Here is a 13,744-nt window from a genome sequence, read left to right on the forward strand (position 1 = left end):
GCGGCACACGGTAGGATGGGCAAAGGCCGGTGGTAGTCTGTGCCCATTACTTCGGCCCTCAGTTCCCTCTCCCTCCGGGAGAGGATTAGGGTGAGGGGATCGAAACTAGGTTTTCTTCCGATGAAACAACTGGCCCGAACGCTACGAAAACAACAGACCAACGCGGAGAAATTATTGTGGAGCTGGTTGAGAAACCGCCAGCTGGAAGGTTGCAAGTTCCGTCGGCAACAACCCATTGGCCCCTACATCGCAGATTTCCTCAGCCTAGAACCGAAGCTGATCATTGAACTCGATGGTGGACAGCATTCCGAGCAACAGGAACAGGACAATCAGCGAACCCGATACTTACAGGCTTTGGGTTATCGGGTGTTGCGGTTTTGGAATCATGAAGTGCTCGGCGATCTTGAGGCAGTGTTAGAGGCAATTCCGATTGCCATAGTTGTTCGATCCCCTCACCCCATCCCTCTCCCGGAGGGAGAGGGAGAAAGACCGGTACTTCGTAAAAAGGAAGGGGCTTGAGAACGGCTCATTATTAGGCACATGGAAAACAAACATGCTCAAAATCGACATCCATACCCACATCCTGCCGAAGAACTGGCCCGATCTTCGGGAGCGGTATGGGTATGGCGGATTCATTCAGCTCGATCATCACCGGCCGGGCTGCGCCCGCATGCTCAGGAACGGCGAATGCTTCCGGGAAATCAGGAGCAACTGCTGGGATGCCGGGACCCGGCTCAAGGACTACGATGAATTCGGCGTGCAGGTTCAGGTGCTTTCCACCGTGCCGGTTATGTTCTCTTACTGGGCGAAACCGGAGCATACCCTCGACCTTTCGAAACTGCTGAACGATCACATCGCCAGCGTTGTCGCCGAGTTTCCCAAGCGCTTCGTCGGGCTGGGCACCCTGCCCATGCAGGCGCCGGAACTCGCAATCGGGGAGCTGGAGCGTTGCGTCCGCGATCTGAAACTGGCGGGCGTCGAAATTGGCACCCACGTCAACGGCTTCAACCTGAACGAGACGCTTTTCTTTCCCGTCTACGAGGCGGCGGAAGATTTGGGAGCGGCCCTCTTCGTCCACCCTTGGGACGTTCTCGCCAACGAGCGCATGAAGAAATACTGGCTGAGCTGGCTGGTCGGCATGCCCGCGGAAACCGCCCTGGCCATCTGCTCGATGATTTTCGGCGGCGTCTTCGAGCGATTTCCCCGGCTTCGTGTTGCGTTTGCCCACGGCGGCGGGGCGTTCCCGGGTACTTTCGGCCGTGTTCAGCACGGATTCGAGGTGCGCCCCGATCTTTGCGCCGTGGACAATGCCGTGGAGCCCGCCGAATACCTGGGGCGCTTCTATGTGGATTCATGCGTTAACGATCCGCGCCTCCTGAGTTGCCTGATCGATCTCTTGGGCGAGAACGCGATAGCCCTCGGCTCCGACTATCCGTTCCCGCTCGGCGAAAACCGGCCCGGAAGGATGATAGCCGAGATGGAGCTGCCGCAATCGACCAAGGAGCGGCTGTTTCACGGGACCGCCCTGGAATGGCTCGGCCTCACAGCGGAATCCTTCGCATGACCGCCGTCGATGTCCATATCGGACGACGGATCTTCCGTATCGACTCGGCGAAATACTTCGATCTTTCCGTTCACATCGACGGCGGCGTCGAAGGACTCAGCGCCTTCGGGGTACCGCCCGCCGGAGTGCAAACGGTGGAAAACGCCTGGTTCGTCGGCGACACCCGGCGCGGCGGCAGCTGCAATGTGAGGGAATACCGTTTCATCCCCCATTGCCACGGCACCCATACCGAATGCGTAGGCCATGTCGTGGATCAGGACGTATCGGTAACGGCATTTCTGAAGGATGCCTGGATTCCTGCCACCCTGATTTCCGTGAAGCCGGAAAAAGGCATGGATTGCCCGGAAAGTTATATCCCCGGCAAAGCGGAAGGCGATGCGCTCATTACCCGGAGGGCGCTAGTCGAAAAGTTAAGAACGCTGGATGACGAAGATTTTCACCAAGTGCTCGTCATCCGCTCGCTGCCCAATTCACCGTCCAAGAGAACACGGCAGTACTTGGCGACGCCTTATTTTTCCAATGAGGCGATGGCGGAAATCGTCCGACGCGGCGTCAAGCATCTTTTGGTGGATATGCCGTCCGTCGACCGCATGGAAGACGAGGGCAGGCTGTCGAATCACCGCCTTTTCTGGGAGCTGCCGCCCGACGCCCACGATTTGAATCGCTGCAAAGCGCCTTTTCGAACGATTACCGAACTCATCTTCGTGGGCGACGACATTCGGGACGGTTATTACCTGCTCAATCTTCAAATCGCGCCTTTCCGCGGCGATGCGGCACCCAGCCGGCCGCTGATCTTTCCCGTGGAGGTTCCATGAGGTTCGAAGCGCACCGATCTCTCGCCGAGGCGCTGGACCGAGCGGATATTCTTGGTTCGTACCGAAGCGACTTTCACATCCCGAAGCGGGAAGATGGCTCGGAAGAGATTTATTTTTGCGGCAATTCTCTGGGACTTCAGCCGAAATCGGCGCGGCGCTACGTGGAGGAGGTGCTGGCCGCATGGGCGCGGATGGGAGTGCGGGGACACTTCGAGGGAGATCATCCCTGGCTGCCTTATCACGAGTTCGCGACGGAGAAACTGTCCCGGTTGGTCGGAGCCCTGCCCGTCGAAGTGGCGGCGATGAACTCCCTGACGGTCAACCTTCATCTCCTGATGGTGAGCTTTTACCGTCCGACGCCGGAGCGCCATAAGATCCTGATCGAGGAACACGCTTTCCCGTCGGACCGCTACACCATGGCTTCCCAAATCGCCTTTCACGGCTTCGACCCGGAAGAGTCGCTGATCGAAGCCAGATCCCGTCCGGGTGAAGCGATTCTTCGTGTGGAGGATCTATTAGAGCTCATCGAACGGGAAGGAGACGGCATCGCGCTGATCCTGTGGCCGGGCGTGCAGTTCTACACGGGCCAAACCTTTGCCATGGACGAAATCGCCGGAGCGGGGCACAGGAAAGGCTGCGTGGTCGGGTTCGACCTGGCCCACGCCGTCGGCAATCTGGTCTTGAAACTGCACGACTGGAACGCGGATTTCGCCGTTTGGTGTTCCTACAAATACCTGAACGCGGGACCCGGAGCCGTCGCGGGCTGTTTCGTCCACGAGCGGCACGCCGAACGCTTCGATCTTCCCCGCTTCGCCGGCTGGTGGGGGCATGACAAATCCACCCGGTTCGTCATGCCGCCGAGGTTCAGTCCTTTGCCCGGGGCCGAAGGCTGGCAGCTCAGCAATCCGCCCGTTCTCTCCCTGGCGCCCCTGCTTGCGTCCCTGGATCTGTTCGATCGAGCCGGAATGACGGCGCTGCGGACCAAGTCGGAATCATTGACCGGTTATCTGGAACGCCTGCTCAAGGAACGGTTCGACGACGAGATCGCCATCCTCACGCCGCCCGCCCCCGCCGAACGGGGTTGCCAGCTTTCGCTCAGATTGAAGGACGGCAAGCGGGTGTTCGAAAAGCTGAGCGCTTCCGGGATCGTTTGCGACTGGCGGGAGCCTGACGTGATCCGCGTGGCGCCGGTCCCGTTTTACAACCGCTACATCGAAATCTTCGATTTCGTGGAGCGGCTCAAGGGAGTGATCGAACATGCGGACTAAAGTTATCACCCTGATCGGCGGAGGGCTCGCCGGATGCCTCCTCGCCATGTTCCTGGCCCGCCGGCGGTTTTCCGTCCGGGTCTTCGAGCGCTTGCCGGACATGCGCAAACACCAAATTCCGGCGGGGCGGTCGATCAACCTCTCGCTGTCCACCCGCGGCATCCATGCCCTGAAGGAAGTCGGGCTATACCGGAATATCGAAAAACATCTGGTCGCCATGCCCGGCCGCATGATCCACGACAGGGACGGAAAACTGCTCTATCAACCCTATGGCAGGGACGAATCCGCCGTTCATTATTCGGTGGAAAGGGCCGCGCTCAACAAGATCCTGCTCGATGGGGCCGAAGCCGCCGGGGCCGAGCTTTTTTTCGGCGAAAAGTGCGAAGGAATGGATTTCGAAAACCGGCATCTGCTGCTCCGGCGTGAAGACGACGATAACCCGCGCATTCTGCCTTTCGATACGCTGATCGGCACCGACGGCGCGGGTTCCGCGGTGCGCCAGGCCATGATCGTACAGAAAGGCATCGACTGCCGAGACGAGCACCTGCCGCACGGCTACAAGGAGCTGGCCATCCCGCCAGGACCCGAAGGCGCTTTCAGGCTGGAAAAGAACGCCCTGCACATCTGGCCGCGCGGCGGCTTCATGCTGATCGCCCTGCCCAATCGGGACGGCAGTTTTACCGCCACCTTGTTCCTGCCCCATTCGGGCCTCGAGAGTTTCCGGACGCTCAGCGACGAGGGCGCCATCCTGCATTTCTTCGAAACCGAGTTTCCCGACGTGCTTCCCCTGATGTCCGACCCGGTTCACGATTTTCTGAACCATCCCACCGGGACCTTGGGCACGATTCGCTGCTTTCCCTGGCATGTCGGCGATCAGGCGCTGATTCTGGGCGATGCCGCCCACGCGGTGGTTCCCTTTCACGGGCAAGGGATGAACTGCGCCTTCGAGGATTGCGTCGTTCTCGACCGGTTGCTCGATGAACACGATAACTTCGAAAGCCTTTACCGAAACTTCGAGGCCCAGAGAAAGCCGAATGCCGAGGCCATCGCCGACATGGCGCTGGAAAACTACATCGAGATGCGCGATTCCGTCCGTGACCCCAAGTTTCACTTGCGGAAGCACATCGAATGGCTGCTCGAAGAGCGCCACCCGGCGAGATTCATCCCGCGCTACGCCATGGTCATGTTTCACCGCATTCCCTATGCCGTCGCCAAAGAACGCGGCGACGTCCAGGCCGGCATCATCGAGCGTTTGTCGGAATCCATAAACCGGGTAGACGACGTAGACCTCGACCTGGCCGACCGGCTCGTCACGGAAAGCTTGCAGCCCTTGGCCGCAATGCCATCGCGGTCTTGATGGCGGGCGGGGCATCAGGTGCGCCCCGCACTACCCGCACATCACCCAGCGAGGCTGGCGGCCACCCACCGACGCGAGCGGCACGACCATCGAGCATTGGTCCGGCGGGTTACGGCGCACGGAAAGCATGGTGATCAGCGGCCAGCGGATGCCGGCGTGCGCCTAACCCGCCCTACGACATTCCGGTTTCCGTCAACCGCCGAAAGAGCAGTAGGTATCCGGAACCAATAGATTGATCGGCAATTCAAATCTAGAACTACCCCGATCCGATTTATCTCCGATAGATGGCTCGCAAGGAGGTGTTATGCGATTCCGGAACAAGGCGATTTCAAGCAGCGCTGCCCGTTGGTTCCTCGGCGGCTTTGTTTTTCCCGTGGCCGTAGCGGCCGCTCAGACCAACGGCAAGCCGTTGGATGCCGTTGCCGAGGCGCAAACGCCGAGAGCCGCTCCCTCTTCCCGGCCGGAGTCGCAGAAATCCGAGCATGATCGCTCTGGCGCTTTCCGCGCCCCCCATGCCCAGCCTTCCTCGAACGCCTTTGGCGGCCAGCCCGATCAGGGCAAGGTGCTGGGCTTCGATTTCTACCGCGATCCCCTCAATGCCAAGAGGCCCATGCAGACTTTCGAGGAGATCATGCAGGAGGACAAGGCGGCCAAGCCCAAGATCACCGCCGATCAGCGAAAACTGCTGGAAAGCCGCTATGATCTGACCCCAAGACTCCATCGAGAGGCGAAAATGTCGCGGGGTAAACCCATTCCGGTAGGTCCCACCGCGCGGCTGCGCAACGGCATGACCTGGGACACGCTGGCCGCGATGACGCCCGAGGAGATTCGCGAAAAGGGACTCTTCCCTTATCCCGCCCTGCCGCATCCGAAGCAAGCCACCGGCGGCCAGGTCTTCCCGAAAATGCAGATCGAGATGTTCCCGCGGCTGGAGCGCTTCGATGTGGAATTCGATCTGCCGGACGCCTTTCTGCCGGAGTTCCCGCCCGCCATGTTCCTGCAAAACAGGCCGGAACTGGGTGACGTATCCCGGGGCGAGGTCGTCTCGATCAACAATTACTATGCGCTTTTCAAGGACCTGCTGACGCCCGTTCAGCTCGACGGCCTGCGCCTGCTGCTTACGCCGTTTCCCCAGGAAGAATTCAATCCCACCGACGACCGGAAAAGCGAACAGCCGAGCCTAGGCGTCACCTGCCTCGATTGCCATATCAACGGTCATACGACCGGACAATTCCACCTCAATCCGGACAACCGGCCGCAAGAGCGGCGCCTCCGCCTCGACACGGTCAGCCTGCGCGGCGTGTTCAATCAACAACTGCACGGTTCCAAGCGGAGTCTCCGCTCGGTCGAGGACTTCACCGAATTCGAATTCCGCACCGCCTATTTCAACGGCGATCCCATCCACGCCATGAAGAAAGGTTTTACCCAGTTCGATCGGGTGCAGGTTTCGCACATGGCGCAGATGCAGAACATGTTCGACTTCCCGCCGGCGCCCAAGCTCGACGTTGCCACCGCCAGGCTCGACCCCGCCAAGGCCACCGAGGCCGAGCGCCGCGGCGAGGAAGTGTTCTTCGGCAAGGGCAAATGCGCCGAATGCCATGTGCCGCCCGTCTATCTCGATGACCGCATGCACGATCTTCGCCTCGAACGCTTCGTCAATGAGGCGCCTCCGGGACCGATGAAAACGTTCACCCTGCGCGGCATCAAGGACAGCCCGCCCTACATGCACGACGGGCGCTGCCTGACCCTGGAGGACACGGTGGAGTTTTTCAACCTGGTGCTGGGGCTCAAATTGAACACGCAGGAAAAGTCGGACCTGGCGGCGTTCATGCGGGCGCTGTAAAAATCGCCTTTTTCCAAGCGCTTGAAGTTTAGATTGGTTCCCAAACTCCTGTTTGGGAACCCAAAGCGAGAGGCTCCCAAGTAGGAACTTGGGAGCCAGCGAAAGCAAGCCTTAGATCACCATCGGCCGGTCTCGGGCGCGATGCCGAAGCCGGCGTTGTGAAGAGCCGCGACCAGCATCGCCCTTTCGGTCTCCGATAGCGGCAATAGCGGCGGCCGGGGCGCAAGCCAGGCGGGATCGCCCGTCTGCGCGGCGCGAATCGCCTTGAATGCGGGAACGAAAGGGTAGCGCAGGACGATGTCCAGGAACATACGGACTCGCGTTTCGTCGTCCGGCGGCACGTCCGGCTTGAGCAGTGCTGCGATAAGGTCCGGAAAGAGGTTCGCGATGCCGCAGATGGTTCCGGCTCCGCCGGCGCGCATCAGACGCGGCAGATGCGATTCGTGGCCGAGCAGGATCGAAAGCTGAGGCACGCGTTTCAACAGCCCGGCGGTATGTTCGAAATCGCCGCCGCTGTCCTTCACCCCTGCAATGATGCCGGGATAAGCGGCCGCCAGCCGGGCGACGACTTCCGGCCGGATCGGCACGGCCGAGAGTTGCGGAATGTGATACAGATAAACGCGCAGACGCGTATCGCCCACCGTATCGATCAGCATCGAGTAGTAACGGAACACAGCCTCATCGGTCAAATTTTTCCAGAAGAACGGCGGAAGGATCAGGCACCGCGGGCAGCCGGTTTTCAGCGCGTGCCGGGTCAGCGCCACGGTGTCGGAGAGTGCGGCGCATCCGGTGGCGGCGAGCAGGCGGTCCGGCGCGATGCCGGCAGCCAGCAGCGCGTCAAGCCCCTCGCAGCGCTCGGCCACCGAGAAGGAGGGACCTTCGCCGGTCGTGCCAAACGGCACGATACCGGCTACGCCTTTCGCGAGCAGTTCCCGCACCAGTGCGGCGAGTCTCGCATGATCCACGCCGCCGTCCCGGCCGAGCGGCGTCAGCGTTGCACACCAAAGTCCGCGTATGGGAGCGGGTTCCGTCATGGTGAAGTCCTCCTCAGAATCCGGGTGAGGATGCGCCTATCTTATTAATCAGGCCCGTAAATACCCTCCTGGTATTTCGGGCCGCCGCCCAGGCCGGTACACGCCCGGCCTGGGCTCACGCGGCTTGTCGCCGCGCCGGGGCATCCCTGCCCCGGATTAACCCGGCCTATATTTATAGGCCGGGTTAATAAGGAAGCTCTGATTAAGTCCTTCGACAGGCTCAGGACGAACGGAATCCACTTGTTCAGAGCTTCCTTAAGTACGCACCGACTGCCGCGCTTTTCAGGCAAGGTTACCGGGGAACCACGGTGAAATCTACGGGATGGGGGTGCCGGCGGATCTTGTGGGTCGCCTCGCCCGTTGCCGTCGACCACCAGGTTTTAACTCCATTCGGCATCCGAGTGAACATTAATTGTAGGATGGGTAGAGCGAAGCGAAACCCATCGATGGTGGGTTAGCCCCTCGGCTCCGCTCGGGACAGGCCCTTCGACAGGCTCAGGACAGGCTCCGCGTAACTCACCGATTGGAATAAGAGGCAGAATCCATGAACGAAGACCAGGGAAAGATTACCGTCTATTACGATGGCGCCTGCCCGCGCTGTGTCCGGGAGCGCCGCCGCTACGAGCGGCTGGCGGGAAAAAGCGGCGAGCGGGTCTGTTGGTTCGATATCACGGGACGGGAGGACAGACTCCGCGAGATCGGCATCGATCCCCGCAAGGCCCTGACCGAACTGCATGTCCGCGACGAAAACGGGCGGATCGCGTCCGAGCTGGATGCTTACATCCTATTGCTGGAGAGAGTCGCGTTTCTAAGACCCTTGGCCTGGCTGATCGGACTGCCGGTGGTCCGCCCGCTGCTGGCTCGTCTCTATCACAAAATGGTAATCCGCCGGTTGAAAAAGAGCGGGCGGCTGTAGTGGGCTCGCCGAGCACTATCGCTCGAAGAATCGGGCTTTTTCTTTCGTTCAATCCCTCTGCCCACCATCGGACGAGCCATGCCGAGAAGCAAACCTGTCGCTCACGATTGACCGCACAGGGATACTATTTGACCTGATCGCCGCCGTCGATCGGGTGATCGGCAGAGCCGGTGCTTTTCATGGCGCATTGCGGAGCGTCGGCTTCCGTAGTCATCCCGCCAGGCGGAGGGTCTTCGCAGAAATCCTTAGCCACGGTCACGCCGGTCGGTTGCACGATGCCGGGATCGGTGATGGACGTCAGCAGGGTCCCGGTGTTCGCGTCGTACACCCTCAAGGCATCGGGTTGCGAGACGTACAATTTCGCTTTCTTCGGATGCAGCGCCATCTGATCCATTCCGTAGAATTCGGGAGCGTTGGAAATCGGAACCGAAAACAGCGGTTCGTTGCTGAAGGTCGCGTTCTTGGCGTCATAACGATAGACGTCCAGGAAACCCGCATCTCCCGGGGATTCGCCGTTACTCCGGGCAAAGGCCCGGTCTTCTGCAAAGTCGACCAAACCGGAAATCCCGGAGGATGTGCCGGATAATGCGCGCATGTCGACCCGTTCCAGTCCCGGAATCGTAAACGACGTTATTTCGGGAGCGCCACGGGCGATGACGAGGCCCGATCCGCCGTCCGGAGCGCAGAAGACATTATTGGGTTCGGCGAAACCGAGAGACAGCATCTCGCCGGTATCTCTCAAGGTCCCGGTGTCGCTGAGCGTGAGCCGGCGCACCGTTGCATCGGCGGACGAGGTGGCCAGTACCGAGCCGTCGCTGCAAACCTCGACCGAATTGGTATCGGTACCCACGGACAAGGTGCTGATCTCGGCCTGTTTGGCGATGTCGATGACCGAGATCGGCTGAGTGAAGAGGCCATCGGACACCAGCAGGAACTTCCCGTCGGGGCTGATCGAGAGATCCTCGCCATTGTTGGCGATGGGAATCGGATTCGTGCCTTCGGCGAGGCGGGGAGGCGACGCGGTCAGGTCGATGACGAAGACTTCGCTGTTGAAATTCGTCACGAATCCCCGGGTCTGATCCGGCGTGATGAGAACGTCACCGATCGCCAGGCCGGCGGTCGCTATGGTCACCGATCCCAGTACGGTGTCGGTATCGGCATCGAATATCGTGACCGAAGCCGTGGTGTTGTCCGCCACCATGCCGAGAGTCCTTGCGGACGCCGAAGACGCCTGTAAGGCCGGGACCAAGATGGCACCCATGAGAATCGCTGCCAGGCCGGTCCTTTTCCTGTAATCGCTGTTCATGTGACTTCATCCCTGCTGTTGCGATCGAGCGATGGCCGCGGTTTTTCGATGCGCGGAATCCGCTCCTTGCTGCGCTTGTTTGGTTAATGAGACTTGTCTTTGGGAAAGGAGTTGCACGCCGAGACGAATCATCCAAAAACGGCGCGACGGCTAGTTTCGAAAGGAACATGCAAACCCGTATGCGCAGAGTGAGTTCCCGCTGCTAAGAGAGTGATCGCTTTCGGGAGTGTCTCATTATGGTGCGCGCTCCCCTATTTTTGTGCGCCGGATCGATATGCTGCCGTATGTCCTTGGCATACAAGATATTCCCCGCAATCGGCCCGATTCCGGGTAATCGCGTCGACCGGTTCTCTGCGCTTACGCATGGCATGCATTATGTATTCTCGTCATGGAGTGCTAAACGGGGCACGAATCAACGGACAACGGCGTCCATCGGCGGTCATTACGACCCCGCTGGACGCTTTTTTTTGCCCGACGATCGCTCAGGCTGCAAACAGCTCCTAATTGCAAGGGAACATCCATGTACAACGTGCTTCGGCCAGCCATCGTTTTGCTGAGCCATCTTCGCTTTCCTTATAAATTTCTGTTCATCGGCTTGATCTTCGTCCTGCCGCTTGCCGTTTACCTGTACCTGCTGATCGTCGAAATGAACGCCGGCAGCGCATTCGCCCGCGAAGAGCGGTCCGGTGTGGAATACCTGAAGGCTTTGCAGCCTTTGCTGCAGGATTTTCCGAAACACCGTGGGATGGTTTACGCCGCACTCAACGGCGACCGGTCTTTCGATGACGATATTCGGGCCTTGCGAGCCCGCATCGAGGAAGCTAAAGCCGCGGTGAACGAGATCGACAGTCGGCTGGATTCCACGTTGCACACCGCAACCCGATGGAATGCCGTGAAACAAGCGTGGAATCGTCTTGCGAATCAATCCGCGGGCGCGGATGCGAAGGAAAATTTTGCCGCCCACACGTCCCTGATCGCCGGCTTACAGGGGCTGATCGGCCACATCGGAGAGACCTCCAATCTCGTCCTGGATCCCGTTCTCGATAGCGCCTACCTCGCCGATGCCGCAATCCTCAAACTTCCGGCCCTGATGGAGAACCTGGGGCAGGCGCGGGGCTTGGGCACCGGAATGGCCGCTCGCCAGGCGAACGACCCGGACGAGAAATCCCGCCTGATCATGCTGAACACGCTTATCCTGGAAAATCAGCGCGCCATCGAGCGAGGCATGGACGTCGTTTTCCAGACCAACTCGTCGGTCAAGCCCGCGCTGGCTGCCGGTCTCGAACAGAGTCTCACTCATCTCAAGACTTTCCTGGATTTACAGTGGAACGAGCTGATCTCCAACGATTCCATCGTGATGGCGCCTTCCGACTATTTTGCCGCCGGAACCCGCGCTATCGACGCCCAGTTCGCCCTCTACGATGCGGTTCTGCCCACGCTGGATCGCTTGCTGGAGGAGCGTATCGCCGCCTTTGACGCCAAAAACCGTCTGGTCGTCGTGATCGCCGTCACCACGGCTTTGCTGTCCGTCTATCTATTTGCCGCCTTTTATCTGTCGGTACGGCAGACAGTCCACACTCTGGTCAGCAGCGGCCGGCGTCTGGCCGCCGGTGATCTGACCGCGAAAACGCACATAAACTCGCGGGATGAGCTGGTGCAGGTGGCGGACGGCTTCAACGGCGTCGCCCGCGAGTTCAGCCGCTTTATTGCCGGCGTAGTCGCATCGGCCGAGGAATTGAGCAATGCCGCGAGCGAACTCTCCGGCGCCACCGAGCGGGTCGCCTACAGCGCGAATCTTCAGTCCGACGCAGCCGGAAGTACGGCGGCTGCCATGGAGGAGATGACGGTCAGCATCGGCGAGGTCGCCCGCCACGCCGGCGAAGCGGAGCGGATTTCCAGCCGGGCCAGGGAATTGTCCGCGCAAGGCGAGATCGTCGTCCGCCGCACCGCCGGTGAAATGGAAAGACTGGCCGACTCGGTCCATCAATCCTCCGAGATGATCACGGCGCTCGGCGCGCGCTCCAACGAAATCAGCGCGATCGTCAAGGTCATCACCGAAATCGCGGATCAGACCAATCTGCTCGCTCTCAATGCCGCTATCGAGGCGGCCCGCGCCGGCGAACAGGGACGCGGTTTTGCCGTCGTCGCCGACGAGGTCCGGCAGCTCGCCGCCCGTACCCGCCATGCGACGGACGAAATCAGGCAGACCATCGTGTCCATCCAGGACAGCATCGACCGGGCCGTGAGCACGATGCGGACCGGCAGCGAACAGGTCTCGGCCGGGGTTTCACTGGCGACCGAGGCGGCGAGCTCCCTCGCATCCATCCATGAAGGCGCGTTGCAGACCGTGCAGAGCATCACGACCATTGCGGCTGCCACTCAGGAGCAAAGCGTCGTCAGCCAGGATATCGCGCAGCACGTCGAGCAAATTGCCGGGAAGGCCGACGAAAGCACGACGGTTGCCCAGGAAACGTCCGCCATTGCCCGGCATCTCGAACAACTGGCAGCGAACCTCAAGACGATGGTTCACCACTTCCAGATTTGATTCCGCATCCGTAGAGGAGATTCTCATGTTTCCGATTCTGACCGGCCTGACCCTGTTACTGGCTTTTCTGGTGCTCCTCGTTGCCGTCGAGCAGCGATTCGAGAGAGCGCTGCTCGACCGTAAAGCGGCCGGTATCCTCCATTTGCGCCGAACCACGGAATTGATGATCAGTCTTCAGCAACACCGGGGCATGGCCAATTCCTGTCTGAACGGAGATACGGCTTTCAGGGCGCGTCTGCCGTCCGTTCAGAAGAACATCGAAGAGCAGTTGCGGGCGACAATGCCTCTCGCCGACGAAGGTGCCGATGCGCATGCCGGGCAGTTGTCCCGCTGGCGAGCCATTCACGATTCCTGGCAGGAACTGAAACGCGGGCTCTTCGACCTCTCTCCCGCGGAGAGTTTCGCCGCCCATACGCGGATCATCAGGGAAGTCCTGTGCCTCATGGAGGAGGCGGCGGATGGCTCCGGGATAATGTTCGATCCCGATCCGTCCAATCGGCGCATGGCGGCGATTCTGGTACGCCGGCTTCCCGAACTGATCGAGCAGATCGGGCAGGGACGCGGCCTTGGGGCGGGTGTGATCGCGTCCGGAAAATGCCCGCCGGTGTTCCGGATCAAACTCGGTTTTTTGGCCCATCGCATCGACAGTCTGTTGAACGAGACTCAGGCGGCGCTGCGGGACCTTTCTCCGCCGACCGGCCAGGATCTGCAAGCAGGATTGGCGCACTGCCGCGAATCGACCGGGAAATTCGTGAATCTCCTCAATGAACGCATCATTCAGCCGAGCCGCATCGAGCTCAAGCTCAAGCCCTATTTTACGGAGGCGACCCGGGCAATCGAGGCCAATATCGCTCTGATCGATCAACTCATGGATACGCTCCACGGCGTATTTGCCTTACGAGCCAACGAACTGGCAAGGCCAAAGCGCTATGTGCCGTTGTTCGCCGCGGCCGTTTCGATCCTGGTTGCCCTTGTTCCATTGACAAGGCTGCTGCCTTAAGTCCGTATCGGGAGATTCCCGAATCGTTGTAGGTCGGCAATCCCTTGCCGACAAACCTGCCTGCCGGCCCGTTAGTGTCGGGAAAGTATTCCCGAC

The 13,744-nt window shown here is 60.3% G+C and carries 11 protein-coding genes; 9 read left to right on the plus strand and 2 right to left on the minus strand.

Going from position 1 to position 13,744, the window contains the following annotated elements; translation table 11 throughout:
* Positions 1-120: 120 nt before the first annotated feature.
* The 6 genes from JOD69_RS05915 to JOD69_RS05940 all read left to right on the plus strand — a co-directional run bounded on the left by JOD69_RS05915 (position 121) and on the right by JOD69_RS05940 (position 6,847).
* A complete protein-coding gene (locus JOD69_RS05915) occupies positions 121-519 on the plus strand; it encodes an endonuclease domain-containing protein (protein WP_086133722.1) in 399 nt (132 codons plus the stop codon).
* A gap of 34 nt (positions 520-553) precedes the next feature.
* Entirely contained in the window at positions 554-1,564 is a 1,011-nt protein-coding gene (locus JOD69_RS05920; RefSeq protein WP_086133721.1) for an amidohydrolase family protein, read from the plus strand.
* The gene (locus JOD69_RS05925; RefSeq protein WP_168183770.1) at positions 1,561-2,379 is read left to right on the plus strand and encodes a cyclase family protein; all 819 of its coding nucleotides are present in this window, start codon (positions 1,561-1,563) and stop codon (positions 2,377-2,379) included. Before JOD69_RS05920 ends, JOD69_RS05925 begins: the two co-directional genes overlap by 4 nt.
* On the plus strand, positions 2,376-3,647 hold the full coding sequence (gene kynU, locus JOD69_RS05930) for a kynureninase (RefSeq protein WP_086133719.1): 1,272 nt from the start codon (positions 2,376-2,378) through the stop codon (positions 3,645-3,647). The genes JOD69_RS05925 and kynU overlap by 4 nt, the downstream gene beginning before the upstream one ends.
* Positions 3,637-5,004 (plus strand): NAD(P)/FAD-dependent oxidoreductase, encoded by a 1,368-nt coding sequence (locus JOD69_RS05935; RefSeq protein ID WP_086133718.1) that lies wholly within the window; start codon positions 3,637-3,639, stop codon positions 5,002-5,004. Before kynU ends, JOD69_RS05935 begins: the two co-directional genes overlap by 11 nt.
* 304 nt (positions 5,005-5,308) lie before the next feature.
* Positions 5,309-6,847, plus strand: coding sequence for a cytochrome B6 (locus JOD69_RS05940; RefSeq protein ID WP_240506862.1), 1,539 nt, complete (start codon positions 5,309-5,311; stop codon positions 6,845-6,847).
* Between the two features lie 116 nt (positions 6,848-6,963).
* Here the strand turns inward: JOD69_RS05940 and JOD69_RS05945 are convergent, their stop codons facing one another.
* The gene (locus JOD69_RS05945) at positions 6,964-7,881 is read right to left on the minus strand and encodes a dihydrodipicolinate synthase family protein (RefSeq protein WP_086133717.1); all 918 of its coding nucleotides are present in this window, start codon (positions 7,879-7,881) and stop codon (positions 6,964-6,966) included.
* Between the two features lie 544 nt (positions 7,882-8,425).
* Between JOD69_RS05945 and JOD69_RS05950 the strand changes: the two genes are divergently transcribed.
* On the plus strand, positions 8,426-8,797 hold the full coding sequence (locus tag JOD69_RS05950) for a DUF393 domain-containing protein (protein WP_086133716.1): 372 nt from the start codon (positions 8,426-8,428) through the stop codon (positions 8,795-8,797).
* A gap of 124 nt (positions 8,798-8,921) precedes the next feature.
* Here JOD69_RS05950 and JOD69_RS05955 read toward each other — a convergent pair whose 3' ends face one another.
* On the minus strand, positions 8,922-10,103 hold the full coding sequence (locus tag JOD69_RS05955; RefSeq protein ID WP_086133715.1) for a hypothetical protein: 1,182 nt from the start codon (positions 10,101-10,103) through the stop codon (positions 8,922-8,924).
* 520 nt (positions 10,104-10,623) lie between these two features.
* Between JOD69_RS05955 and JOD69_RS05960 the strand changes: the two genes are divergently transcribed.
* Both JOD69_RS05960 and JOD69_RS05965 read left to right on the plus strand, forming a co-directional pair.
* Positions 10,624-12,648, plus strand: coding sequence for a methyl-accepting chemotaxis protein (locus JOD69_RS05960; RefSeq protein WP_086133714.1), 2,025 nt, complete (start codon positions 10,624-10,626; stop codon positions 12,646-12,648).
* A 25-nt stretch (positions 12,649-12,673) separates the two neighbouring features.
* Positions 12,674-13,648 carry a nitrate- and nitrite sensing domain-containing protein gene (locus JOD69_RS05965; RefSeq protein WP_086133713.1) on the plus strand — a complete coding sequence of 325 codons (975 nt, stop codon included), beginning with the start codon at positions 12,674-12,676 and terminating at the stop codon, positions 13,646-13,648.
* Positions 13,649-13,744: the final 96 nt, after the last annotated feature.

The sequence above is a fragment of the Methylocaldum sp. RMAD-M genome (genome assembly GCF_017832375.1).
Taxonomy (GTDB): domain Bacteria; phylum Pseudomonadota; class Gammaproteobacteria; order Methylococcales; family Methylococcaceae; genus Methylocaldum.

Coding starts and splice junctions, on each gene's coding strand:
- JOD69_RS05960 (WP_086133714.1), top strand. CDS start 10,624: ATGTACAACGTGCTTCGGCCAGCCATCGTTTTGCTGAGCCATCTTCGC.
- JOD69_RS05950 (WP_086133716.1), top strand. CDS start 8,426: ATGAACGAAGACCAGGGAAAGATTACCGTCTATTACGATGGCGCCTGC.
- JOD69_RS05920 (WP_086133721.1), top strand. CDS start 554: ATGCTCAAAATCGACATCCATACCCACATCCTGCCGAAGAACTGGCCC.
- JOD69_RS05935 (WP_086133718.1), top strand. CDS start 3,637: ATGCGGACTAAAGTTATCACCCTGATCGGCGGAGGGCTCGCCGGATGC.
- kynU (WP_086133719.1), top strand. CDS start 2,376: ATGAGGTTCGAAGCGCACCGATCTCTCGCCGAGGCGCTGGACCGAGCG.
- JOD69_RS05945 (WP_086133717.1), bottom strand. CDS start 7,881: ATGACGGAACCCGCTCCCATACGCGGACTTTGGTGTGCAACGCTGACG.
- JOD69_RS05915 (WP_086133722.1), top strand. CDS start 121: ATGAAACAACTGGCCCGAACGCTACGAAAACAACAGACCAACGCGGAG.
- JOD69_RS05940 (WP_240506862.1), top strand. CDS start 5,309: ATGCGATTCCGGAACAAGGCGATTTCAAGCAGCGCTGCCCGTTGGTTC.
- JOD69_RS05925 (WP_168183770.1), top strand. CDS start 1,561: ATGACCGCCGTCGATGTCCATATCGGACGACGGATCTTCCGTATCGAC.
- JOD69_RS05965 (WP_086133713.1), top strand. CDS start 12,674: ATGTTTCCGATTCTGACCGGCCTGACCCTGTTACTGGCTTTTCTGGTG.
- JOD69_RS05955 (WP_086133715.1), bottom strand. CDS start 10,103: ATGAACAGCGATTACAGGAAAAGGACCGGCCTGGCAGCGATTCTCATG.